The organism is Microbacterium trichothecenolyticum (assembly GCF_030818955.1).
Classification (GTDB): Bacteria; Actinomycetota; Actinomycetes; order Actinomycetales; family Microbacteriaceae; genus Microbacterium; species Microbacterium trichothecenolyticum_B.
Genome location: NZ_JAUTBF010000001.1, coordinates 2,083,846 through 2,107,141, shown reverse-complemented (window position 1 = coordinate 2,107,141; position 23,296 = coordinate 2,083,846). Strand labels below are relative to the sequence as shown.

General features: G+C 71.8%; 20 protein-coding genes and 1 pseudogene. 14 read left to right on the top strand and 7 right to left on the bottom strand.

Annotation, left to right across the window (positions count from 1 at the left end; translation table 11 throughout):
- Positions 1-42 precede the first annotated feature (42 nt).
- From QE412_RS10070 to QE412_RS10030, 9 genes are all read left to right on the top strand, one after another.
- On the top strand, positions 43-987 hold the full coding sequence (locus tag QE412_RS10070) for an aldo/keto reductase (protein ID WP_307483026.1): 945 nt from the start codon (positions 43-45) through the stop codon (positions 985-987).
- Entirely contained in the window at positions 984-2,297 is a 1,314-nt protein-coding gene (locus QE412_RS10065; RefSeq protein ID WP_307483023.1) for an amidohydrolase, read from the top strand. The genes QE412_RS10070 and QE412_RS10065 overlap by 4 nt, the downstream gene beginning before the upstream one ends.
- Entirely contained in the window at positions 2,294-3,307 is a 1,014-nt protein-coding gene (locus QE412_RS10060) for an ABC transporter permease (RefSeq protein WP_307483020.1), read from the top strand. The genes QE412_RS10065 and QE412_RS10060 overlap by 4 nt, the downstream gene beginning before the upstream one ends.
- Positions 3,304-4,161 carry an ABC transporter permease gene (locus tag QE412_RS10055; protein ID WP_307483017.1) on the top strand — a complete coding sequence of 286 codons (858 nt, stop codon included), beginning with the start codon at positions 3,304-3,306 and terminating at the stop codon, positions 4,159-4,161. Before QE412_RS10060 ends, QE412_RS10055 begins: the two co-directional genes overlap by 4 nt.
- Entirely contained in the window at positions 4,158-5,858 is a 1,701-nt protein-coding gene (locus tag QE412_RS10050; protein ID WP_307483014.1) for a dipeptide ABC transporter ATP-binding protein, read from the top strand. Before QE412_RS10055 ends, QE412_RS10050 begins: the two co-directional genes overlap by 4 nt.
- Before the next feature lie 23 nt (positions 5,859-5,881).
- Entirely contained in the window at positions 5,882-7,543 is a 1,662-nt protein-coding gene (locus QE412_RS10045; RefSeq protein WP_307483009.1) for an ABC transporter substrate-binding protein, read from the top strand.
- Positions 7,544-7,606: 63 nt separating this feature from the next.
- Complete coding sequence (locus QE412_RS10040; protein ID WP_307483008.1) at positions 7,607-8,740, top strand: LLM class flavin-dependent oxidoreductase; 1,134 nt, start codon at positions 7,607-7,609, stop codon at positions 8,738-8,740.
- Entirely contained in the window at positions 8,737-9,855 is a 1,119-nt protein-coding gene (locus QE412_RS10035; protein ID WP_307483005.1) for an LLM class flavin-dependent oxidoreductase, read from the top strand. The genes QE412_RS10040 and QE412_RS10035 overlap by 4 nt, the downstream gene beginning before the upstream one ends.
- Positions 9,852-10,655: a DUF1684 domain-containing protein gene (locus QE412_RS10030; RefSeq protein WP_307483002.1), complete on the top strand. Its 804-nt coding sequence runs from the start codon at positions 9,852-9,854 to the stop codon at positions 10,653-10,655. The genes QE412_RS10035 and QE412_RS10030 overlap by 4 nt, the downstream gene beginning before the upstream one ends.
- 16 nt (positions 10,656-10,671) lie before the next feature.
- Here the strand turns inward: QE412_RS10030 and QE412_RS10025 are convergent, their stop codons facing one another.
- The 4 genes from QE412_RS10025 to QE412_RS10010 form a co-directional block, all read right to left on the bottom strand.
- Positions 10,672-11,241 (bottom strand): hypothetical protein, encoded by a 570-nt coding sequence (locus QE412_RS10025; protein WP_307482999.1) that lies wholly within the window; start codon positions 11,239-11,241, stop codon positions 10,672-10,674.
- A gap of 213 nt (positions 11,242-11,454) precedes the next feature.
- Positions 11,455-12,309 (bottom strand): 3-methyl-2-oxobutanoate hydroxymethyltransferase, encoded by an 855-nt coding sequence (gene panB, locus QE412_RS10020; RefSeq protein ID WP_307482996.1) that lies wholly within the window; start codon positions 12,307-12,309, stop codon positions 11,455-11,457.
- Positions 12,306-13,193 (bottom strand): pantoate--beta-alanine ligase, encoded by an 888-nt coding sequence (gene panC / locus QE412_RS10015; protein ID WP_307482992.1) that lies wholly within the window; start codon positions 13,191-13,193, stop codon positions 12,306-12,308. Before panC ends, panB begins: the two co-directional genes overlap by 4 nt.
- Positions 13,190-13,951, bottom strand: coding sequence for a Rossmann-like and DUF2520 domain-containing protein (locus tag QE412_RS10010; protein ID WP_307482991.1), 762 nt, complete (start codon positions 13,949-13,951; stop codon positions 13,190-13,192). Before QE412_RS10010 ends, panC begins: the two co-directional genes overlap by 4 nt.
- A 141-nt stretch (positions 13,952-14,092) precedes the next feature.
- On the opposite strand from QE412_RS10010, the gene QE412_RS10005 reads away from it, so the two are divergent.
- Together QE412_RS10005 and QE412_RS10000 are read left to right on the top strand one after the other, a co-directional pair.
- Positions 14,093-14,449, top strand: coding sequence for a TA system antitoxin ParD family protein (locus QE412_RS10005; RefSeq protein ID WP_307482988.1), 357 nt, complete (start codon positions 14,093-14,095; stop codon positions 14,447-14,449).
- Entirely contained in the window at positions 14,449-15,015 is a 567-nt protein-coding gene (locus QE412_RS10000; RefSeq protein ID WP_307482985.1) for an AAA family ATPase, read from the top strand. The genes QE412_RS10005 and QE412_RS10000 overlap by 1 nt, the downstream gene beginning before the upstream one ends.
- A gap of 4 nt (positions 15,016-15,019) precedes the next feature.
- Here QE412_RS10000 and QE412_RS09995 read toward each other — a convergent pair whose 3' ends face one another.
- From QE412_RS09995 to QE412_RS09985, 3 genes and pseudogenes are all read right to left on the bottom strand, one after another.
- Positions 15,020-16,048 (bottom strand): agmatine deiminase family protein, encoded by a 1,029-nt coding sequence (locus tag QE412_RS09995; protein ID WP_307482982.1) that lies wholly within the window; start codon positions 16,046-16,048, stop codon positions 15,020-15,022.
- Positions 16,049-16,094: 46 nt separating this feature from the next.
- Positions 16,095-18,959 (bottom strand): aminotransferase, encoded by a 2,865-nt coding sequence (locus QE412_RS09990; protein ID WP_307482980.1) that lies wholly within the window; start codon positions 18,957-18,959, stop codon positions 16,095-16,097.
- A gap of 366 nt (positions 18,960-19,325) precedes the next feature.
- Positions 19,326-20,999 (bottom strand): annotated as a pseudogene (locus tag QE412_RS09985) (amidase); the annotation flags it as partial.
- On the opposite strand from QE412_RS09985, the gene QE412_RS09980 reads away from it, so the two are divergent.
- The 3 genes from QE412_RS09980 (at position 20,887) to QE412_RS09970 (ending at position 23,287) form a co-directional block, all read left to right on the top strand.
- On the top strand, positions 20,887-21,708 hold the full coding sequence (locus QE412_RS09980) for a TetR/AcrR family transcriptional regulator C-terminal domain-containing protein (protein ID WP_307482976.1): 822 nt from the start codon (positions 20,887-20,889) through the stop codon (positions 21,706-21,708). The pseudogene QE412_RS09985 and the gene QE412_RS09980 sit on opposite strands and share 113 nt — an antisense overlap.
- A gap of 83 nt (positions 21,709-21,791) precedes the next feature.
- A complete protein-coding gene (locus tag QE412_RS09975) occupies positions 21,792-22,490 on the top strand; it encodes a phosphatase PAP2 family protein (protein ID WP_307482973.1) in 699 nt (232 codons plus the stop codon).
- Positions 22,487-23,287, top strand: a complete 801-nt coding sequence (locus QE412_RS09970) for a DUF1206 domain-containing protein (RefSeq protein WP_307482970.1) — start codon at positions 22,487-22,489, stop codon at positions 23,285-23,287. Before QE412_RS09975 ends, QE412_RS09970 begins: the two co-directional genes overlap by 4 nt.
- Positions 23,288-23,296: the final 9 nt, after the last annotated feature.

Below are 23,296 nucleotides of genomic sequence, written 5' to 3'. Positions count from 1 at the left end.
CCCTAGCGTCGTGGCGCACCCGACCAGCTCCCAAGGAGTCCCGTGAGCCTCGCCGCCTCGCTGCCCGACACTGACGCGCCCGCGCGCGCCGTTTTCGACCTCGCCGGACACCGTGTGTCTCGCGTCGCTCTTGGTGGGGCGCGTCTGACCGCCGGCGACGGGTGGGGCGTGCCGCGCGACCTCGACGTGCCCCGCGGCATACTGCGCGCAGCCCTCGAGGCCGGCATCGACCACATCGACACCGCCGACTCACTCGGTCCCGCCGTCAGCGAGCAGATCATCGGCGACGTGGTGGGCGATCGCGCCGAGGTGCTCGTGGCCACCAAGGTCGGGATGCTGCGGCCCGGTCCCGGGGAGTGGGGAGTGCTCGGTCGCCCCGACTACCTGCGACAGCAGGTGCACGCGAGCCTGTCGAGACTTCGGCGCGAGCGCATCGACCTGGTCTATCTGCACCGCATCGATCCCGACTACCCGCTCGCCGACCAGCTCGGTGCATTGCAGCAGCTGCGCAGCCAGGGGCTGATCGGGCACATCGGTGTCAGTCAGCCCACCGCGCCGCAGCTCGAAGAGGTTCTCGCGCTCGAGCCCGAGCTCGCCGCCGTTCAGAGCCTCTACAACGTCGTGGCGAGGAACGACGCCGATCTCGCCCGCGGTCTCGAGCGGCGCGGCATCCCTTTCCTCGCGTACTGGCCGCTGCTGGGTCGCGGGATCGGCGCCGACCAGCACCGGGCGCTGTTCGCCGGCCTGTCCGCCATCGGCGCGCCGCTCGGACTCGACGGTGCCCAGGTGGCGCTCGCGTGGATCTTCACCACGTTGCCCGGGGCGGGAGCCGTGGTCGGCAGTCGCTCCTCAGACCATCTCGCGGCCAATGCGCGAGCCGCGGGCATTCGACTGGATGCCGAGACCCTGGCCCGGATCGACGAGGTCGTCGCTCGCGAAGTGGGCGATACGGCGTTCGACCCCCGACGATCGAAGGACGAGGCATGAGCGCTCGACACACCGTCGACCCCCTCGAGGTCTACACCGCGTGGGGCCGCGCCCGCGCGGAGGCCACCGTCGTCGACGCGGTCCGCCGCGATCGCCGGGGCGCGGATGCGTCGGTCCACGCCGCCATCGCAGCTCGGGTCGAGCAGCTGCGCCCCGAGCTCACCGCCCTCGCCGTGGATCTGCACGCGAACCCCGAGGTCGGTTTCGAAGAGGTGCGCAGCGCCGCCCGGATCGCCGACCTGCTCGAGGCGCACGGCGCCGAGGTCGAGCGCGGGGCCTTCGCACTGCCCACGGCTTTCCGCGCCACCCGCGGAACGGGCGGACCGCACTTCGCCGTGGTCGCCGAGTACGACGCGCTTCCCGGTATCGGCCACGCGTGCGGCCACAACATCATCGCGGCGATCGCGGTGGGCGCTTTCCTCGCGGCATCCGACGTCGTCCGCGACGGGCGCGTCAGCATCATCGGCGCCCCCGCCGAAGAGGGCGGTGGAGGAAAGGAACTCATCCTCCGTGCCGGCGGCTTCGACGACGTCGACGCGGCGGGCATGGTGCACCCGTCAACGGGCGACGACGTCGGGGCGATCCTCGGCGGCGGCACCAGCGGCGTGCGCCGCCTCGTCGCGACCTATCACGGTCGCGCGGGACACGCGGCGCTCAGCCCCTACCTCGGACTGAACGCTCTGGATGCCGTGGTCACGGCGTACCAGTCGATCGCCCAGCTGCGCCAGCACATCCTTCCCGTCGACCGCATCCACGGCATCATCACCGACGGCGGCGCGGCGGCGAACGTGGTCCCCGAGCGCGCATCGGCGGAATTCCTCATCCGCTCCGACGACATCGCCACCCTCGACGTCCTCGTCGAGCGGGTCGTCGCGATCCTCGAGGCGGCGGCGCTGTCGACCGGCACGCGGCTCGACCTCGACCTCGACTTCGTACCCGCCTACCTCCCGCTGCGGCCGAACGTCACCCTCACGGAGCGGTGGGCGACGGCGCTGGAGCGGCGGGGCCGTGTCGTCCCCCTCCGTCCGAGAACCGCGCGGCAAGGCGGCCCGTCGACCGACATGGGCAACGTCAGCTGGTTCGTGCCGTCGATCCACCCGACCCTGGGCCTGGGAGCGGCACCGGGTGTGCTGCCCCACAACGCGGCCTTCGCCGACAGCACCGTGCAACCGGCCGCCTTCGACGCGCTCGTGGACGCCGCGATCGCCCTCGCCGGGGCGGCGGCCGACTTCGTCTCCGACGAGGAGCTGCGTGCCGACGTCGCCGCGGAGTTCGCCGCCACCGGCGGTCGGCGGAGAGTGGCGCCGTGACCCTGCAAGAGGGGCGGCCGCGCACGATCGACGACGCCTCGCCACAATCCGGCGCACCGGTCAGGTCACGTCGCGGCGGTTCGTGGATCCGTGTCGCCGTGCGCACGCTGGTGGACATCGTCCTCGTCGTCTGGGCCGCGGCGACGCTCACGTTCCTCGCGGTGAAGCTCATCCCCGGCGACCCGCTCGACAAGCTCATGGCCGGCATCCAGGACGTGACCCCCGCGATGCGCGCGGCCGTCGCCGCCCAGTACGGACTCGACCAGCCGGTCTTCGTGCAGTACGTCACCTACCTCGCCGGGGTCGCCCGCGGCGATCTCGGGGTGAGCTACCAGCGGGGCGTCCCCGTGACCGAGATCCTCTGGTCGGAGCTCGGCCCCACCGTGGAGCTCACGACGTGGGCGATGGTCGTGGCCGTCGCGGCATCCGTCGTGCTCGCCCTCGCCACGAGCGGCCGGCGCCCGTTCGCCCGGGTGCTCGCCCAGGGGTTCGAGCTCATCGCGGTGTCGACGCCGTCGTTCTGGCTGGGCATCGTGCTGATGACGGTGTTCTCGTTCGGCCTGCGATGGGTGCCCGCCTTCGGGGGGACGGGACCGGCGTCTCTGGTCCTGCCGGTGGTGACGCTCGCCGTGCCCCTGGTCGGAGTGCTGACGCAGGTGCTGCGCGAACGCATGGAGCACACCCTTCACGAACCGTTCGTGACGACGTTGCGGGCGCGGGGCCTGAGTGAGAGCGAGGTGCGCTCGCGGCATGTGCTGCGCCACGCCAGTCTTCCGGCGCTGACCCTGAGCTCGGTCATCGTGGGATCCCTGCTCAGCGGCACGGCGGTCATCGAGACGCTCTTCTCGCGGCCCGGCATCGGGCGCCTCGCCGTCGACGCCCTGCAGGACCGTGACATCCCGCTCGTGATGGGGGTGGTGATCTTCGCCGCCTTCGTCTTCATCCTGCTGAACACCGCGGTCGATCTGCTGTACCCGCTCATCGACCCCCGACTGCGGAAGGCATCATGACCGTCGCCCTCGCTCCCCACGCGGCCACCCCGCGGCGCTTCGATCGCGTTCCCGTCGGCGTGATCGCGGCGTTCGTGGTCATCGCCGCGCTCGTGGCGGCCGCGGTCGCGCCCGGACTGCTCGCCACCCAGGACCCCCTCGCCAGCGACCCCGCCGACGCGTTCGCCCCACCGAGCGCCGCGCACTGGCTCGGCACCGATCAGCTGGGTCGCGACCTGTACTCCCGCCTCGTGCACGGCGCGTGGTACTCGCTGTCGCTCGGCGTCGGCGCGACCGTGATCGCCCTCGCCGGAGGAGTGCTGTTGGGGGTGATCGCCGGGTACACCCGGGGAATCACCGACCGGATCGTGTCGCGCGGTCTGGACGTGCTCCTGGCATTTCCTGAGGTGCTCGTCGCCCTCGTCGCCATCGCGGTGCTCGGCCCCGGACAGGCGAGCGTGATCTGGGCGGTCGGGCTCGGCCGCATCCCCGGGGCGGCTCGTCTCGTGCGCTCGCAGGTGTTGCAGGTGCGCCAGTCGGGCTACGTGGGCAGCGCCGTGACGTTGGGCCTGCCGCCTGTTCGGCTGGTGGCCCGTCACGTCGTCCCCAACAGCCTGGGCCCCGTTCTCGTCAGTGCCGTGCTGGGCGTGGGCGTCTCGATCATCTTCGGCGCGGCCCTGAGCTTCTTGGGGCTGGGTGCCGTTCCCCCGACGCCGGAGTGGGGTCTCATGCTGGCCGAATCCCGCCAGTACCTCTCGATCGCACCCGCGCTGTCGATCTGGCCGGGCCTGTTCATCACGGCGTCGGTCGTGGCGATCACCGTCGCCGGTCGCTGGGCGCAGCAGCGCTTCGTCTCCCGCCGGAGCTCGCTGTGAGCGCGCCGCTCGTGCGCGTGCGTGATCTGCGCGTGAGCTTCGGCGACACGGTGGCGGTCGACGGCGTCGGTTTCGACCTCGAGCCCGGGCGCTGTGTGGCCCTGGTGGGCGAGTCCGGCTCGGGCAAGTCGGTGACCGGCCGGAGCCTGCTGGGCCTGGTCGGCCCGGGCTCCCGCGTCGAGGCCGAGGAGTTGACACTCGACGGCACCGATCTGCTCGGCCTCGGCGAGCACGCCTGGCGCCGCGTGCGCGGAGCCGACGTGGGCCTGGTGCTTCAGGACGCCCTCGTCTCGCTCGATCCGTTCGTGCGGATCGGTCCTCAGGTGACGGATGCCGTCCGCGTGCACACGCACGCGGCCCGAGGCGATCGCCGGGAGCGGGCGCTGGAGCTGTTGGCAGACGTCGGCGTTCCCGAGCCGGAGCTTCGGGCCGCGCAATACCCGCACGAGCTGTCCGGGGGCCTGCGCCAACGCGCGCTCATCGCCAGCGCCCTCGCCGCCGGGCCCCGCGTGCTCATCGCCGACGAGCCGACCACGGCTCTGGATGTGACGGTGCAGCGCCAGGTGCTGCACCTGCTGCGGCGCGTGCGAGACGAGGGCACGGCGCTGCTGCTGGTCAGTCACGATCTCGCCGTCGTCGCAGACCTGGCGGATGAGATCCTCGTACTCAAAGACGGACAGGTCGTCGAGCGCGGTGAGGCGTCCCGGGTGCTGTCGGCCCCGTCGGCCGCCTACACGCGGCGCCTCATCGACGCGATCCCCTCGGAGCGCTCGCGCGGGGAGCGACTGTCGCAGGCGGCACCCGTGCGCCTCGAACGGCCGGCACCGACGCCCCGACGCTCTGTTGCCCCGCGCCGGCTCGGCGTCATCCGTTCCCGCGCCGAGACGCCCGTTCCGCCCGCCTCGCCGACGCGCGACCCCCTGACGCCGGCCCTGCGTGTCACGGGCGTGACGAAGACCTACCGACGCCCCGACGGGGGCCGTCTGCTCGCCGTCGACGACATCTCGTTCACCCTCCCGCGGGGCACGTCTCTGGGGGTGGTGGGCGAATCCGGTTCGGGCAAGTCCACGCTCGCCGGCATCGTGCTCGGACTCACCGCTGCCGACACCGGCACCGTCGAGCTCGACGGTGAGCCCTGGGTGCCCGCCACCGAGCGCGCACGACGGGCGCGACGTCACCGCATCCAGGTGATCTCGCAGGATCCGCTGGGCTCGTTCGACCCCCGGCACGATGTGGAGGCCGTGGTGTCGGAGGCCCTCGGCGCCGCGGGCGTCGCTCGCCGCGATCGTCGAGAACGTGCCGGCGCCTTGCTGCAGCAGGTCGGGCTCGACACGGCGCTGCTGTCGCGGCATCCCCTCTCCCTCTCGGGCGGTCAGCGCCAACGCGTCGCGATCGTGCGCGCGCTCGCCGTCGATCCCGAGGTGCTCGTGTGCGACGAGCCGGTGTCGGCGCTCGACGTGTCGGTGCAGGCGCAGGTGCTCGATCTGCTGTCCGACCTCCGGGTGGGCCTGGGCATCAGCCTGCTCTTCATCTCGCACGACCTGGGGGTGGTACGCCACGTCGCCGACGACGTGGTGGTCATGCGCGCGGGTCGCATCGTCGAGTCCGGCGCCGTCGACGACGTCTTCGACGACCCGCGCCACCCCTATACCCGGGAGCTCGTCCGAGCCATTCCCACCCTGCCCACCCGATCCTGAACCCTCACCCGAGAAAGATCCACATGTCCCGCAGAACCCGTTTCCTCGCCCCGACGCTCGCCGTCGTCGCGGCGCTGGCTCTCTCTTCGTGCGCGGGCGGCAGCAGCACCGCACCGAACGCCGACGTCCCCGCCACCCCGGTGACGGGAGGCACCCTCACCTACCTCGCGACCACCGAGCCCCCCGTCTGGGACGGCCAGCGGATCCCGAGCCTGAACGTCAACTCCCTCAACAGCTCGATCTTCGACACCCTCGTCGCACAAGACGCCGACGGCACGTACAAGCCCGACCTGGCGACGTCGTGGGACATCAGCGACGACGGCCTGACCTACACCTTCCACCTGCGCGAAGGCGTGACGTTCCACGACGGAACGCCGTTCACCGCTGCGGTGCTGAAGCAGAACATCGACCGTCCGCTGAACGAGCCCGACCTCGCCACCGTCTCGACCGGTATCGCCGGCACCGAGGTCGTCGACGAGCACACGCTGAAGGTCACGCTGTCGCGCCCCAACGCCGCGCTCATCCACGCCTTCTCGACGCCGCACTGGCCGATCTACTCCGGAGCGGTCCTGTCGGCTCACACGCCGGCCGAGCTCAGCAGCAACCCCCTGCTGTCTGTCGGTACGGGGCCGTTCAAGGTGGCCGAGTACGTCAAGGGCAGCAAGCTCGTGCTCGAGCGCAACGACGACTACCAGTGGGCCCCCGAGACGTGGGGTCACAGCGGGCCGGCGTACCTCGACGAGGTCGTCGTGCAGTTCGTGCCCGAGCCGCAGGCCCGCATCGGTGCGCTGACGTCGGGGCAGGCCGACGCGGTCGACCAGGTGCCGCCGCTGAACATTCCCGAGGTCCAGGCCGCGGGTGACACGGTGCTGCAGCAGGACAACACGGGCACGCCGTACTACCTCGCGCTGAACCCGAACATCGCCCCCTTCGACGACCTCAACGTGCGGCTCGCCCTGCGCTCGGCGATCGACGTCGACGGTCTGCTCAAGGGGGTGTATGGCGGGGTCTACCAGAAGGCGTGGTCGACGACCCTGCCCGGAACTCCCCCCGAGGGTGCCTTCGACGAGTCGCTCGTCGGATCGTGGGGCTACGACCTCGACGAGGCGGAGTCGCTGCTCGAGAAGGCCGGGTACACCGAGGTGGATGCCGAGGGCTACCGCGTCAAGGACGGCAAGCGCCTCACCGTGCAGTGGCCCGTCGACAGCCTCTATGTGCAGACCGACCAGCGTCAGCAGCTGGGCGAGGCCATCGCCTCGTCGCTGAAGAAGGCCGGCTTCGAGGTCGTGCGCACGCCCTTCGACTCCGCGGCGTTCACCACCGAGCTCGCCAAGGGTCAGCACAACCTGGCCGACGCCTCGCGCGGCTTCGCCGACGTCGGCACGAGCGTGGTGCCCTTCACCACCCGCGCCATCCCGAAGTCCGGTGGAGGGTCCGGCATCAACTACGGTCTCGTGAGCGACCCGGTCATCGACGAGGCCTACGGCGTGATCTCGTCGAGCCTCGACCCGCAGACGCGCATCGCCGCCGCGCAGAAGGTGCAGCACCGCATCCTCGACGAGGGCTACGCCGTGCCGCTGTACATTCCGCAGAAGATCGTCGGCACGACGGCCGCTGTGCAGGGCTGGAAGTTCGACAAGGTCGGGTACACCGACAGCTTCTACGACGTCTGGCTCGCGTCCTGACGCGTCCGGGGCGGCGCGTCTGAGCCGCCCCGGACCCCGGTTCCTCCTTTCAGAAAGACCCCCATGCCCCGTATCGATCTCTTTTCCTACGGTGACGTCTCGCCCGGGCAGTCACCCGCCTCCTTCTACCGTGAGCTCGAGGAGCAGGTCGTTCTCGGCGACCGGCTGGGTTATCACGGCGTCTGGGTCACCGAGCACCATTTCCGCATGCGCGGAGAGGTGCCCGACCCCCTCACCCTCTTCGCGCGCCTGAGCGGTGTCACCTCACGCATCCGCCTGGGCACCTCGGTCGTCTGCGCGCCGTTCTACCACCCCATCCGTCTCGCCGAGCAGGCGCTGCTGGTCGACGCGCTCTCGGGCGGTCGCCTCGACCTCGGTGTCGGCACCGGTATCGCGAGCGAGGAGTTCGCCGCCGTGTGGGGCTTCGACCGGTCGGATGCCGCGGCCCGGGCGCGCGAGGTCGTCGAGATCCTGCGCCAGGCGATCGATGACGGCGTGGTCGACTTCGAGGGGGAGTTCTACACGTTCCGCGACGTCGAGATCTCTCCGCCCGCCGGGCGGCCGGCCCGCGACCTGCTGTGGACGGCGGCCGGGCGCAACGCCGTGTCGCTCGCGAGTGCGCACGGATTCCGCCTCATGATCCCGCGACCCCTCCCGCTCGCCGAACGGCTGCGCATCAACGCGGAGTACCGCGCCGCCGTCCCCGACGGCGAGGTCATCCACCTGCGCTCGGGCCTGGTCGCTCCCACCCGCCGGCTCGCTCGGGAACGCGCGGTGGAGTTCCTGCGCGAGTACGCCGCGATCTACCTGCGCACGAACTGGCGCGGCGGCCCCGACAGCGCGAGTTTCGACGACATCGCCGACAAGCTCAGCTTTGCGGTCGGGACGGCCTCCGAGGTGGCCGATCGCATCTGGGAGTGGACCGAGCAGTTCGACGGCACCGAGGAGACGGCCATCCAGTTCCAGGGGCCGCACGTCGCCCACGCTCACGTGCTCGAGTCCATCGAGCTCTTCGCCGAGCAGCTGCCCCACTTGCAAGCCGACGCGGCGCGCACCTCGGTCCCGTGGACCGATCGCGGCATCCCGGCGCGGCCCGCCCCATCCGACCTCACCCCGTACGACGACGCGGTCGCCGAGCCCGATGTCAGCGCCGAGCGCGTCCCCGATCGCCCCCTCACCGGAAAGGTCCTCACATGACCCGCCCCTCGCTGCCCAGCACCCTCGATCCGCGCGGAACCGGTCCTCTGGGGTCGCGACTGCGCGTCGGCTTCATCACCCACCTCGACCAGCACGACGATCTGTCGCGCATCTATCGCGACAACATCCGCCTCATCCAGGGGATCGAGGAACTCGGCTACGACAGCGCCTGGATCGCGACGCGGCACTTCTTCTCGGGCTGGGCGGCACTGCCCTCGCCCTACGCGTTCCTCGGCGCGGCCGCGGTGAGCACCTCACGCATCGCCCTGGGCACGGCGGTGCTGCCGGTGGTGCTCGATGACGCGGTGCGCGTCGCGGAAGACCTCGCCGTCATCGACCATCTGTCCGGCCAGCGGCTTCTCGCCGGGCTCGGAAAGGGCGTTCCGAGCGACTCGTTCCACGTCTTCGAGGCGTACCACCCCGACCGCGACGGCACCTTCGAGGCCAAGCTCGACACCCTGGACTGGGCCCTGCGCGGCAACACCGTGGAGGGCGGATCGGCCTCGATCTGGCCACCGGCCCCGGCCCTGGAGGGGCGTCAGTTCGCCGGGAGCTCCAACATCGAGAGCATCCGTGCGGCCGCCCGTCGCGGCATCGGACTCATCCTCGAACGCTTCGGCAACGGCCCCGAGCGCACCCCCGAGGCCCGTCGAGCGTTCCAGCAGCGGCAGGCGGACTCGGTCGTCGAGTACCGCCGCGTGTTCGCCGAGACCTGGGGCGATGCCCGCACGCCCTACGTCATCACCTCCCGCTCGGCGTTCCCGGGGACCACGACCGACGCCGCGCTCGCCGAGGCGTCCGAGACGGCCTCGCGGTGGAATTCCTTCGCGGCCCAGCTCGGTCGCCTCGATCCCTCGCTCTCGGTGCCCGAGCAGTTCCTCTCCGACAACTTCGCGTGGGGCGATCCGCGCGCCCTCGCCGACGATCTGCTCGCCGACCCCACCGTCGCCCTCACCGACGAGCTGGTGCTCGGCATCCATCCGGTGACGCACTCGATCGACCAGACGCTGGAGAAAGCGCGGGTGCTGATCGAGCAGGTGGTCCCGCTCGTGGAAGAGGGGTGGCGTGCCGCGCGGGCGGAAGCGGGGACCGCCGAGGCGGTGACCGTGTCATGAGCGATGCGCTCACGACGGCCTGGCACGACTGGCGCCGGGCCCGGGACCGTGCGGTGTTCGCTCCGCACGGGGTGGCGGCCCTCGCCGAGACGGCGTGGCTGACGGCCGAGCCTCGACGTCTCGACGGCGTCGCCGGGCAGTGGTCGGCCGACGGCGACCGCGTGGTCGGCACGGGATTGGCGGCGAGCGGCTACACCGATTCCGAGGGACGTGCCGTGGGCGATGACGTCGTGCTGCGCGGGGGCGACGTGCTGAGAGCGGCCGAGAAGGAGCTCCGCGCCTTCGTGCGCGACGGAGCACCGGCGCTGCGCGTGTTCGACCCGGCGGCGGCCGAACGTGCCGGTCTCGTGGGGATCGACGCGTGGGAGCCTCTGGCCGAGTGGGCGCTGCCGGCGCGGTTCGAGCCGTCGGACGCACCCCGCGAGGTCGAGCTCGTCGACGGACACCGCTCTCTCGCCTCCGCCGTGGGCGTGCTGCATCTCACGACGCCGGACGGCCGCTCACGGTCACTGGATGCCACCGTGGGACCCGACGCGCTGTCGGTCGTCTTCGCGGATGCCACGAGCGGTGCGGAGTCGTATCGCTTCCGGTTCTTGCGCGTCCCCCTTCCGGACGCCGACGGGGCGACGCAGATCGACTTCACGCGCGCCTTCCTGCCGCCGTGCGCCTTCAGCGATCACTACGTGTGCCCGCTGCCATCCGCCCGCAACCGGCTCGATATCCCCATCCCCGCGGGAGAGAAACGTCCGCTGCGTGACGGCGGTGAACGCTCCCCGCGCAGAACCCCGCCCCGTTCCTGACCACGATGTTGCCGGGTCAGGGCGCTCCGAGATCTCGCAACCCGATCCGGTCGGGGATCTCGAACGCGAGCCCAGGAAGCCAAGCGGTCGGATCGGGCCACGGGCGCGACGACGGCAGGGCGGTCAGGAGCGTGCGAAGCGCCCGGTCGCGCGGGCTGGTCGGTGCCTGCGCGGGCAGAACGCGACGGGGAGCGCGGTGCCCGAGCGCCCCGCACCACCAGTGCCTCCAGGTGGTGTCGGCCTGGTCGGGGTCGAGCACGACGTAGTAGTCGGGCATGATCGCCTCGCCGCGCTCGAAGCTTCCGAGGGTGTTCTCGACCTCGACCTCCAACGTGCCGAGCGTGGCGCGTTCCTCGTAGAGCTCGATCCAGGCGGCGGCCACGTGGACGAGCGGATCGGCGTCATGGACGACCCACGGTGCCCGCGCGGCCTCGATGCGCCGCGCCGCGAGTGCGGGCTCACTGTCGCGGAGCGACAGCGTCGCGACCCCGGGAAGGCCCTCGAAGGACGCGAGAGCATCGGTGGGAGATCCGCCGACGACGGCCACGATGGTGCCGGTCCGGTCCGTACTCGTTGTCTGCGCCATGCCTCAGACTACGTCGAATCATCCGGGCGAACGCGAGCCGAATCGCCGGGAGACGCCTGACGCGTGTCGTCGTGCTTCTCCCACCGCCGCGCTCGCGACGAAGCCGTGGGACGACGTGCCGCTCCGGGCCGTGATCCCGCGACGCCTCGCTCGTGTGCCGCTTCCCGGCGGGCCGGGGGGGGGGGGGGGGGGGGGGGCAGAGCAGCCGGCCGCTCACCGGCCGTCGACGAACTCCCGCACAGCTGCCACGACGTCGGCGGAGGCCGGGTAGGTGTGCTCGACCGCCGGGAAGTGCCCGTCGCGCACCTCCCGCGCGTACGCCTCGACGCCGTCGACCATCGCCTTGCCGAGGTCTGCGTAGCGCTTGACGAACGTGGGCACACGGCCCTCCGAGATACCGAGCAGATCATGCTGCACGAGCACTTGGCCGTCGGCAGCACCCGCGCCGATACCGATGACGGGTATGCGCAGCGCCCGCCGGATCTCCGCGACGACGTCGGCGGGCACGGCTTCGATGACGAGCGCGCAGGCTCCGGCATCCTGTACCGCGAGCGCGTCGCGAGCCACGCGCAAGGCCTCGTCGACGGTGCGCCCCTGGGTGCGGAGACCGCCGAGAGCCGTGGCGGTCTGCGGGGTGAGGCCCACGTGGCCCACGACCGGGATGCCCGCCTCGACGATCGCCCGTAGGCGCGACAGGCGTGCCGGGCTCGCGCCCTCGAGCTTGACCGCCTCGGCGCCGGCCTCGTGCACGAAGCGGACGGAGGTCGCCACCGCCTGCTCGTCGCTCAGCTCGCTCGAGCCGAAGGGTAAGTCGCACAGGACGAGCGGCGTGTGCACGGCTCGGCGTACGGCCTTTGCGAGCGTCAGCATCTCGTCGAGTGTCACCGAGGTGGTGTCGGGGTGGCCCAGGACGACCTGGGCGCCGGAATCGCCGACCAGCACGATGTCGACACCGGCGCGCTCGGCGACCCGGCCCGACGCGAAGTCGTATGCCGTGACCATGACGATCGGCGTTGCCTCGGCCGCCAGCGCGCGGAGGCGGGGCAACGTCACCTTGGGGCGCGTCACGCGGATCCGCTTTCGAGGGCGATGCGGTCGTCGACGCCCGGGGCGAGCACCACGTTGTCGATGAGCCGAACCTCGCCGACGCGCACGGCGACGGCGAGCAGCGCGGGCCCCGCCAGGTCGGCGATCGGCTCGAGAGTGTCGGCGTCGACGATCTCGACGTACTCCGGGTCCAACCCCGCCGCGGCGAGTTCGTCGCGCACCCGGATCGTGAGTCCGCGCGGATCGCGGATGCCGCCGGCGAAGGCGTCCTGAGCGGCGCGCAGAGACCGGGGGATGGCGGCCGCCTGCTCACGCGCCTCGGCCGACAGGCGCGTGTTGCGGCTCGAGCGGGCCAGGCCGTCGGCGTCGCGAGAGGTCGGGCACGCGACGATCTCGACGGGGATGCCGAGATCGCTCACCATCCGCCGCACCACGACGACTTGCTGTGCGTCTTTGGCGCCGAAGTACGCGCGGTCGGGCTGCACCGCGAGCAACAGCTTCGCGACGACCGTGGCGACTCCGTCGAAGTGGGAGCGGCCGCGGAGCGCCCCCTCGAGCGTTGCAGTGATGGCGCCGCCCACGCAAACGGACGTGGCGAAACCGGCCGGGTACATCTCGGCAGCGGAGGGGGCGAAGACGAGGTCGGTGCCGGCCTCGCCGGCCAGCGCGACGTCGGCGTCTTCGGTGCGCGGATACGCCGCGAGGTCGGCGGCCTCGCCGAACTGCGTCGGGTTGACGAAGATCGACAGCACGACCGTGGCGTTCTCGGCACGGGCAGCACGCAGCAGCGACAGGTGCCCCTCGTGCAGGGCTCCCATGGTGGGCACGAAACCGATCCCGGCCGCCCGGTGCGGGGCGAGGGCTGCGCGCAACTCGGCGACGGTGCGAACAACGCGAACGCTCACGGGGCGGCCTCGATTCTGGTGCGTTGGGTGGCGGCGAGCTCGCGCGTGGCGTCGACCAGGGCATCGAACAGCGCCACGCGGTCGGGGAGGCGCTCGGCGATCGCCTGGCGCTGTCGCGCGATCGTGGCCGTATCGCCGCGGGAGACCGGACCGGTCAGGGCGGCGGCGGCTCCGCGGTCGGCCCAGTTGTCGACGGCGGCGCGCACGAGGGGAACGAGGGCCTCCCGCTCGATCCCGGCGGTCGCCGCGAGCTGCTCGGCGATCCCTTCGAGCGTCACGAGGAAGTTCGCCGCGATCGAGGCGGCGGCGTGGTACGCCACCCGGTCTTCGTCGCGGACCTCGACCCCCGTCATCCCCAGGACGTCGGCGAGAGCGGCCGCGACCGAGAACGCCGCGGGGGTGGTCGCCGCGAGGGCGGCGGTGACACCCGCGAAGGGCGCCCCGGGGCCGGTCACCGTCATGAGGGGGTGGAGGCTGAAGGCCTCGTGCGGGTGCAGGACGGAGAGATCTCGTGCCCCGGAGAGGTGGCCGACCAGGCGTCCGGGGGCGAGGGCACTGGCAGCGGACGCGATCGCGGCATCCGGCACCGCCAGGAGCACGATCCCGGCGTCCGCACCCGTCTCGCCCCGGCCCACGGGGCCCGCGACCCGCACGCCGGCCTCCTCGAGGGCTGCGACGAGCGCGCGGCCCATGCGGCCGTCGCCGACGACGAGGACGGGCCCGGCGAGCAGGAGGGGCGAGGGAAGGGGCGGTCTCATGAGCGTGGGGCGACAGCCGCGAGGGCGGCTTCGCCGCATCCCACCGTAGTCGCTCCCGCGGGGGAGGGCTCTGTCGGTGCTGCCGTACGCCGGAACACGAGTGCGCCCCCCTGTCGTGTAGCAGATTGCTACACTGAAGAGATGCGTACGATGCCCACCCGCGTGGACGGAGACCTCTACGAGGCGGCGCAGGCGGTCGGTGCCGCCGCCAGTCGAAGTGCCGCCCAACAGATCTCTCATTGGGCGCGGATCGGCCGTGAACTCGAGTCGTCGGCGCGCGTGAGTGCCCGCGATATCCAGCGCGTACTCGCCGGTGAGGCGCGCTACGACAACCTCTCGGAACCGGAACAGGCGCGCGTGCGCGCCGAGTGGGAAGAACAGTTCGCGCATCGCATCGCCTCTCTCGACCTTGCCGCGGAGTTCACCTCCGCCGGGCGGCCATGGACCGAAGCGGATGACGACGGAGGCGTCGTCGCGCGCGATCCTCGCGCCCACTGATGCCCGTCCTCCATCTGATCGCGGGTCCGAACGGCTCCGGGAAGACCACATTCGTGACCCGCGTCATCGGCTCCGTGACGCATCTGCCCTTCATCAACGCCGATGTGATCGCTGCCGAACGATGGCCGGATGCGCAGATGGAACACGCTCGCGAGGCCTCGCAAGCCGCCGCTGAACAGCGCGCGCACGCGATCGCGCGCGGCGACTCCTTCATCTCGGAAACCGTGTTCAGTCACGAGAGCAAGCTCCAGCTCGTGCAGGAGGCCCGAGCCCATGGTTACCACGTCCACCTCCACGTGATGATGCTCCCGCTCGAGGTCACCGTGCGCCGCGTCCAGGAGCGCGTGGCTTTCGATCGCGGACACGACGTGCCCGAGCAGAAGGTGCGCGCGCGGTACGAGCGACTCTGGACGTACGTGTCCGCCGCTCGCGACATCGCAGATCGCGCCGATTTTCTCGACAACAGCCGCGCTGCCGCGCCGTTCCGGCTCGTGGCTCGGTATCAGAACGGCATCCCGGTCGGGCGGGTGGAGTGGCCGGAGTGGACGCCCGACGTTCTCCGGTGACCGCTCAGTTCACGGTGGGCTGCTGCTGCGTGATGCAGTGGATGCCGCCACCCCGGTCGAACAGCGCACGTGCGTCGACCGTGACCACACGCCGCCCCGGGTACGCGTCCGCGACGATGTCGCGTGCGCGGGCGTCGGCGGTCTCGTCGCCGAAGCCGCACAGCACCACGCCGTCGTTGGTGACGAGATGGTTGATGTAGCTCCAGTCCACCCATCCGTGGTCGTCGCGCACGGTCGAGGGAGCGGGAACGCCGGTGATGGTCACGGTGCGTCCGAGGGCCGCGAAGGCGTCGGAGAGCTCCCGGCGGACGAGGCGCGAGACCTCGTGGTCAGGGTGGTCGGCATCGGTCTGATCGTGGATGAGCACGTGATCGGGTGCGGCGAAGGTCGCGACGATGTCGACGTGGCCGTTGGTACCGAAGTCGTCGTAGTCGCGGGTCAGGCCTCGTGAGAGCCACACGGCATCCGTCGCCCCGATCGTGCGAGCCATCTCGGCCTCGACGCGGGCGCGATCGGCGAAGGGGTTGCGGCGCGGGTCGAGCTGCACGGTCTCGGTCAGCAGCACGGTGCCCTCGCCGTCGACGTGCAGGCCGCCGCCCTCGGCCACGAGCAGCGAGTCGATGCGCTCGGCGCCGACGTGCTCTGCCACCACCCGGGCCAGAAGAGCCGACTTCTGCCACTCGGCCCAATCGGGGGCGCCCCAGCCGTTGAAGATCCAGTCGACCGCGCCGAGCACACCCGGCCGGTCCGGGTCGACGACGAAGGTGGGCCCCACGTCGCGCATCCAGAACTCGTCCAGCGGGGCTTCGACGATCTCGATCGACGAGGTGAGCATGCGTCGGGCGCGGGTCATCTCGGTCGGGTCGACGACCATCGTGACCGGCTCGAACTGCGCGACGGCGTGGGCGACGTCGGCCCACGCGCGGTACCCCTCCTCGCGGGTCGCCGTGCCCTCGCCCAGGGTGACGCCCTCGCGGGGGAAAGCCATCCACGTGCGCTCGTGCCGGGCGGATTCGGCGGGCATGCGCCACATGGCGGCTCCTTCTGATGGGGGTGGGCGGGTGCTCGGGTGCGGGGCGTCAGAACCCGGTGGTCAGCACGTGATCCAGCGCGTCGACGAACACGTCGACCGAGGCGCGCGTCGTGACCAGCGGCGGCTTGATCTTGAGCACGTTCTGGTGGTCGCCGGTGGGCTGCATGACGACGCCGAGTTCGAGCAGGCGGTCGCAGATGGCGGCGGTCTCGGCGGTGGCGGGCTCCAGGGTCTCGCGATCGCGCACGAACTCGAGCCCGAGGTAGAGCCCCGACCCGTGTACGGCGCCGATGAGGGCGTGCACGCCCGCGAGCTCTTCGAGCCGCCTCTTCAGATGGCCGCCGACGACCCGGGCGTTCTCTTGCAGGCCCTCCTGCGCGATCACGTCGAGCACGGCCATGCCGATCGCCGCCGACACGGGCGAGCCGCCGGTGGACGAGAAGAAGTATCCCTGCGTGCGGTAGCGGTCGGCGATCTCGCGGCGCGTGATGACCGCCCCGAGGGGGTGGCCGCCGCCGATCGACTTCGCCACGGCGACGATGTCGGGCACGGCGCCCTGCTGCTGGAAGCCCCAGAACCATTCGCCGAGCCGGCCGTAGCCGACCTGCACCTCGTCGGCGATGGCGAGTCCGCCGTGGCTGCGGATCGCGGCGTACACCGCGCTCAGGTATCCGTCGGGCAGCGCGACGCCACCGGCGTTGCCGAAGTACGGCTCGGCGATGAAGCCCGCGGGCGGGCGACCGGATGCCGCGAGCTCGTCGATCACGGCGACGGCCTCGGGCGCGTACTTCTCGGCATCCGCTCCCCGGTGCCGGCCGCGATAGGAATTGGCGGCATCGACGGTGTGCACCCACGCGGGCCGGGTCTCGAGGGCGAACGGGTTGTCGGCGATCGAGGTCGACACCGCATCGCTGGCGTAGGTCCAGCCGTGGTACGCCTCGCGCATCGCGACGATGTCGGGGCGACCGGTCGCGGCCATGGCCAGGCGGATCGCGAGGTCGGTGGCCTCGGAACCGGAGTTGACGAAGAACACGGTGTCGAAGCCGTCGGGGAGGGTCGCGGCGATGCGCTCGGCGTAGTCGGCGATGGCCCGGTAGTGGAACCGCGAGTTCGTGTTCAGCAGGTGCATCTGCCGTGCGCCCGCCGTGACGACGTGCGGGTGGGCGTGCCCGACCGAGGCGACGTTGTTGACCATGTCGAGGTACACGCGCCCGTCGACGTCGATCAGATACTCACGCCAGCCGCGCTCGATGCGCGGAGGCGCGGCGTAGTAGTGCTCCTGCACCTCGGCCAGCACCGCGTGCCGCCGGTCGAGGGCGTCGTCGGCGGGCGGCGGCACGGCGGTAAGGCCGAGGGCCGCGCCGGGGTCGCCGACGACCTGGCGCCAGGCTGCGGCCAGCGAGGGCGAGACGCGGAGCGGCGGAACGTCGCCGCCGGCCGCCCGCCTGAGGACCAGGCGCCTCCGGGAGGGGAGAACCGGGGATGCCGAGCCCACCGGCATCCCCGTGACGATCACGGTCTCATCGCCCGAGGTCCACGTGAGGGCGTCGCCGTCGTGGACGACCTCGCCGGGCGGCAGGGGTGCCGGCTGATCCAGCCAGAGGGTGACCCCCGTCGGGATGGTCGCCGTCGTCGAGGGGAGAGGATCGACGGTGCCGGTGAGCTGCGCCCGCCACGCGGGCACGGTGACCGCCGCGGCGCCGGCATCGAGGGCCGCGGTGGCGGCGGCATCCAGGGCCGTCGGGTCGAGCCACGCACCGTCGTCGTTCAGGGGCGACTCGGTCGAGGCGTCGAGCTCGACGCGCGGCCCGACGACGGGCACGAGCTGCGGGCCGGTCCAGGCGCGGTCCGGGCGGGAACGGCGGCCCAGAGCCGCACGGATCGTGGCGGTCATCACCGCAAGGGGGACGGACGCCGCCTGCTCGAGGATGCGGAACTCCCGCTCGAGCGCGGTCGAGGCGTACAGGTTCTCGTCGTCGAGGCGCACCTGGGCCCGCCCGCTGAGCACGAGCACGACGCCGCGCAGCACGACGAGCGGCCACAACGCCGTGATCTCGTCGTCGCTCAGGGCCCGCAGCTGGTCGAACGCGCGGATGGCGGGCAGCGTCGTCTCGGGCGAGGCGCCGTCGTGGTGGAGCACCGACGACACCGTCACCGCGATTTCACCCACCCGCCATGAGGCGCAGACGTCGCCGAAGTCGATGATCGCGTCGGGCACCGCGTTGCCGTCGGCGCGCAGCACGTTGTCATCGGTGACGTCGAAGTGCCCGGCCTGCACCGGCAGAGCGTCGGCGACGGGCGCGAGGGCGGCGAGGGCCGCATCGGCCGCGCGGTGCGCGGCACCGCGCACCGCGGCATCCGGTTCGAGGGGGAGCAGGGTGTCGATCACGCGGGCGGCATGCTGCAGATTCCACTGCAGCACCCGACCGCTCGCGGGGTGCGCGAAGTCGGCGAGCGACAGGCTGACCGCCCCGGCCAGGGCGCCCATGGCCTCGACGACGGCGGAGGAGAGGTAGCCGGAGCCCGTGAGGGTGCGTCCGGCGATGTTCTCGATGACGCGCGCGTGGATGCGCCCCTGCGACGACTCCCACCACGCCGACATCGGCCCGCGCGGGCCCTCCACGATGCGGGGGACGCGTACCTGCGCGCTCCGGTCGGCGACGACGGCGGCCGCGGCGTCTTGCATGTCGATCTCGGCCTCGCTGAAGACCGGGTTGCTGAGCTTGAGCACCCCGAGCGGTTCCGCCGAGCCGCACGCGAAGACGCGGAAGTTCTGATCCTGTTGGCTGCCCAGCGCCTGCACGTCGATGTCGATGCCGAAGACCTCGGCGAACAGCCGGCGCACCTCGTCGTCGGAGAGCGTGGGCGTGGGGAGGTCGACCTGGGCGAAGTAGTCGAAGACGTCGGTCATCAGTCTCTTCCTCGAAGGGCTGGGATCTCAGAGCGAAGCATGCGGGGTGGTCGCGACCGCCCCGGCGACGACGCCGGCGGTGGTGCGGGCGACGACGACGACGAGTGGACCGTACGGGGCGACCCACTCGCTCACGGGCTCACCGTACGCGCCGGGTGCGACATCGGTCGCGCCGCTGACATGCGCACCGTCGCGCGAGACCCCGACGCGAGCGCCGTCGACGAAGGCGACCACCTCGGCCTCCTCACCGGTCGTGACCGTCGCGGTGAACCGCACCCGGGTGCCCGAGAGGGAGACGTCGTCGAGCGACACCGTCAGATCACCCGCGGCGACGGGTCTCGACGTGGCGAACAGCGCCTCGTCGGACAGGGCCGGTGTGCGCGGCGGCGGCGTGCGGCGCTCGCCGAGAGCCGCGATCGCCGCGCCGAGCTGCACGAGCCGGGTGTCGCTGTACGCCGCTCCCGCGATCGTCAGACCCACCGGCATCCCCGTATCGGCCATCGTCCCCATCGGCACCGTCACGGTCGGGATGCCGAGATGGCGGGGAACGAGGTTGCCGTTGGACACCCATACGCCGTTGCGCCACGCGATGTCGGCCGAGGCCGGGTTCACGTCGGCGTCGGCGGGGCCGACGTCGGACTGCGTGGGAAAGGTCACCGCGTCGAAGCCCTCTTCGTGCAACCACTGCTCGAAGTCCACGCGGCGCGTATGTTCGAGGCCCCGCAGGCCGCGCTCGAGGCTCGGCACCTCGCGCCAGTCGGGCTCCCACGCGCGGGCACGCTGCACGTAGTCGCCGATGTCGTACGAGATGTCGAAATGCCAGATGCCGTACCGGTCGTGCAGCGCGCCGGCGGGCGGCGGGAAGATCCGGGTCGGGTCGGCGTCGGCCAGGCGGTTCAGATCGGGGTCGCCGTTGGAGCGCAGGAAGGCGTCCATCGCCCACACCGCCAGGTCGCCGACCTCGTCATCGAGGAACTCGCGGGTGACGAAACCCCGGTCGAGGAAGTCCTCGTCGCCCTCGTGCAGCTTCTCGTAGCGCTCGACCACCGGGAAGTCGGTCTCGACGACCTCGGCGCCGGCGGCCTCGAGGTCGGCGCGCAGGGCGCGCCACAGCTCCATCACGCTTTCGCGGGTGTCGATGGGGATCGCGCTGTCGGGGTCGCCGTTGACGTAGATGCGCGGCACGGCGAAGCGCCGTCCCGCCAGCGGCGGCGTCTCCAGTGTGGCGAACGAGTCGGGGCGCACCGCGGAGGGGTGCGGCAGATCGATCCAGGGCTGCATACGCCACAGGTCGCCGGAGGTGTCGGGGTCGTCGGCGATCACGGCGTCCAGCACGTGGCGCAGGTCGGCGATCGAGCGCGTGTGCGGCACCACGACGTCCATCGTCGGCACGAGCGGCCAGTTGCCGCGTACCGAGATCACCCCGCGTGAGGGGGTGTAGGCCACGAGGGCGTTGTGAGAGGCCGGCGCGCGCCCCGAAGACCAGGTCTCTTCGCCCAGGCCGAACGCGGCGAAGCTCGCCGCGGTCGCGGTGCCCGAGCCGTTTGATGAGCCCGAGCCGAACGCCGAGGTGAGGAAGTCGGCGTTGTAGGGCGACTCGGCACGGCCGTAGACGCCGCGCTGCATGCCGCCGGCGGCCATGGGCGGCATGTTGGTCAGCCCGAGGAAGACGGCGCCGGCCGCGCGCAGCCGTTCGATCGCGAAGGCGTCGTCTCGGGCGATGACGTCGACGAAGGCGGGTGACCCGGATGCCACGGGCAGGCCCGTCACCCGATAGCTGTCCTTCGCGGTGAAAGGGATGCCGTCGAGGGGGCCGCGTCGCTCGCCCCGCGCACGCCGTTCGTCGGCGGCGCGGGCCTCGGCGAAGACGCCGGGGTGCAGCACGGGGACCGCGTTGAGGCGCATGCCGGAGCGGTCGTACGCGCCGATGCGGTTGAGGTACCGGGCGACGAGCTCGACGCTGGTGACGGTTCCCGCAGCGAGCGCCGCCTGCAGCGCGTCGACGTCCGCCTCGACGACGGTGAAGGCCTCGGTGGTCATGGCGGTAAACATACACTGTTTGTTTTACGGGAGCCACGCGTTTTCCGCCCGGCCGTGCGTAGGCTCGCAACGACCCCTGGAGGCTGCCATCGCTCGTCCCTCGAAGCCGCTGCTGAGCCGCGAGCTCATCGCGCGCACGGCACTCGCGCTCGTCGATCGCCACGGCCCCGACGGAGCGAGCGTGCGACGCGTCGCCGCCCGGCTCGGGGTCAACCCCACCTCGCTCTACAACCACGTCGCCAACCGCGCCGCCATGGTCGAAGACGTGCGGGCGCTCGTCTCGCGGCACATCGACTTCGCGCCGCTGAGCGAGAAGCCGTGGGAGGAGGGTCTGCGCGCGTGGGCCTGGTCGTACCGCCGGGCCTTCGCCCAGCACGCGCGGGCGATCCCGCTGCTGATGACCGAGCGCGCCTCGGCACCGGTGCTGCTGGCCGGGTACGAGCAGTTCGCGGTGGCCGCCGAAGCCGTCGGGTGGCAGAGCCGCGACGTGCTCCCGCTCCTGACCGCGTTCGAGTCGTTCATCCTCGGCAGCGTCCTCGACATGTCGGGCCCTCGGGTCGTGTTCGACCCGGCTGGGCAAGAAGAGAGTGTGCCGCGGTTCGCGGCGGCCTTCGAAACACTCGACGCCGAAGACCCCGACGATCCTCTCGCGACGCGGGCGTTCGAGCGGGGGCTGGAGATGCTCATCGCCTCGGCACGGCCGCACTGACCGGGCGGGCGCGCCGAGAGAGTATCGCGCGCCCTCCGCGCAACGGCTCTTCTTCCCCGCGGTCGTCCTGGCACGATTCCTCCATGGATGCCGTGACCGACACCGCCAGCACCCAGCCCGATCGTCCCTGGATCGATGCACGCCGACCCATCGCGCTGGTCGTCGGGGTCGCCGCGGCGCTGCTCTTCGTGACGCTGCGACTCATGGTCGCCGTCGGCGGACTCGCGCCCTTCGAGATCGACCTCTGGTGGGATGACACGATGGCGCAACTGGCCTCTCCGGTCGGCGTCATCGTCGCGTGGGTGCCCGCGATCGTGGGCGGCACGATCGGCATGATCGTGATCGGTCTCGCGGTCGTCGTCGTCTTCGTCGTCCGGCGGCGACGGTGGGAGGCGTTGACCGTCGCGGCATCCATCGTCGTCGTCGTGGCCATCGGCGCGCCGATGGCCGCCGTCATCGCCCGTCATCGCCCCGACGGCTCGCTCGCCGAGACGGTTGCGACGTCGTTCCCGTCGGGGCACACCGCGGTCGCGACGACGATCGCGGTGAGTCTCGGGCTGATCCTGCGTCGCCGATGGGTGTGGATGGCGGGGGTCGCCTGGGTACTGCTCATGATGTGGAGCCGCACGTACCTGCACGCCCACTGGCTGTCGGATGTGGTCGCGGGCGCCCTCGAGGGCGTTGTCGTCGCGACGCTCATCTGGGCCCTCGTCGAAGTGCTCCGTGTGCGGCGCGCAAGGCCCCGAGGCGAATCCTCCTCCGGCGCTAACGTGCCGGGATGACAACTGCGAAGGCCGCGGCGGACAGAGCGCAGGACTCGACGGCGTTGCGCGCCGCGGCGCGTGCGGGATACGTCGTGCTCGGGCTGCTCCACCTGCTCATCGGGATCATCGCCATCGGCATCGCCACCGGCGGGGGCGGGAGCGCCGACCAGAGCGGTGCGCTGCAACAGGTGCGCGATGCTCCCGGCGGTCTCGCGCTCCTCTGGGCGATCGTGATCGGCCTCGCCGCGCTCGCCGTGTGGCAGATCGCCGAGGCGGTGGTCGAAAGAGATGCCGACACCACCAAGCGTTGGGGCCACCGGGCCAAGTTCGTCGGGACCGCCGTTGCCTACGCGGCCATCGCGTTCACCGCGCTGACGCTCGCTCTCGGGGGACGCTCCGACTCGTCGGAGTCGTCGCAGACGCTCAGTGCGCGGATCCTCGTCATGCCCGGCGGCGTGGCACTGCTGGTCGTCATCGGGATCGGCGTGGCCGCCATTGGGGTGGCCTTCGTCATCCGCGGCTGCACGCGGGCGTTCGAGAAGCACCTCTCGACACCCGGCGGCGCCGCCGGACATGGCATCCGGGTGTTCGGCACCGTCGGCTACGTCGCGAAAGGTGTGGCCGTCGGGGTGACGGGCGTGCTGTTCGTCGTCGCCGCGGTGAAGCACGATCCGAACACCGCCGGCGGCATCGACGCGGCCCTTCGCTCGCTCGCGAGTCTGCCGTTCGGCCAGGTCGTGCTGTGGCTCGTCGGTGCCGGTCTGATCGTCTACGGCCTGTTCTGCTTCGCCCGCGCGCGTTACGCGCGAATGTGACGGGCGGCG

Excerpts from the sequence above, each read along its gene's own strand:
- QE412_RS09975 (WP_307482973.1), top strand. The coding sequence starts at position 21,792 with ATGGATGCCGTGACCGACACCGCCAGCACCCAGCCCGATCGTCCCTGG.
- QE412_RS09980 (WP_307482976.1), top strand. The coding sequence starts at position 20,887 with ATGCGGTTGAGGTACCGGGCGACGAGCTCGACGCTGGTGACGGTTCCC.
- QE412_RS10035 (WP_307483005.1), top strand. The coding sequence starts at position 8,737 with ATGACCCGCCCCTCGCTGCCCAGCACCCTCGATCCGCGCGGAACCGGT.
- QE412_RS10030 (WP_307483002.1), top strand. The coding sequence starts at position 9,852 with ATGAGCGATGCGCTCACGACGGCCTGGCACGACTGGCGCCGGGCCCGG.
- QE412_RS09990 (WP_307482980.1), bottom strand. The coding sequence starts at position 18,959 with ATGACCGACGTCTTCGACTACTTCGCCCAGGTCGACCTCCCCACGCCC.
- QE412_RS10040 (WP_307483008.1), top strand. The coding sequence starts at position 7,607 with ATGCCCCGTATCGATCTCTTTTCCTACGGTGACGTCTCGCCCGGGCAG.
- QE412_RS10000 (WP_307482985.1), top strand. The coding sequence starts at position 14,449 with ATGCCCGTCCTCCATCTGATCGCGGGTCCGAACGGCTCCGGGAAGACC.
- QE412_RS09970 (WP_307482970.1), top strand. The coding sequence starts at position 22,487 with ATGACAACTGCGAAGGCCGCGGCGGACAGAGCGCAGGACTCGACGGCG.
- QE412_RS10010 (WP_307482991.1), bottom strand. The coding sequence starts at position 13,951 with ATGAGACCGCCCCTTCCCTCGCCCCTCCTGCTCGCCGGGCCCGTCCTC.
- QE412_RS10055 (WP_307483017.1), top strand. The coding sequence starts at position 3,304 with ATGACCGTCGCCCTCGCTCCCCACGCGGCCACCCCGCGGCGCTTCGAT.
- QE412_RS10045 (WP_307483009.1), top strand. The coding sequence starts at position 5,882 with ATGTCCCGCAGAACCCGTTTCCTCGCCCCGACGCTCGCCGTCGTCGCG.
- QE412_RS10065 (WP_307483023.1), top strand. The coding sequence starts at position 984 with ATGAGCGCTCGACACACCGTCGACCCCCTCGAGGTCTACACCGCGTGG.
- QE412_RS09995 (WP_307482982.1), bottom strand. The coding sequence starts at position 16,048 with ATGTGGCGCATGCCCGCCGAATCCGCCCGGCACGAGCGCACGTGGATG.
- QE412_RS10005 (WP_307482988.1), top strand. The coding sequence starts at position 14,093 with ATGCGTACGATGCCCACCCGCGTGGACGGAGACCTCTACGAGGCGGCG.
- QE412_RS10025 (WP_307482999.1), bottom strand. The coding sequence starts at position 11,241 with ATGGCGCAGACAACGAGTACGGACCGGACCGGCACCATCGTGGCCGTC.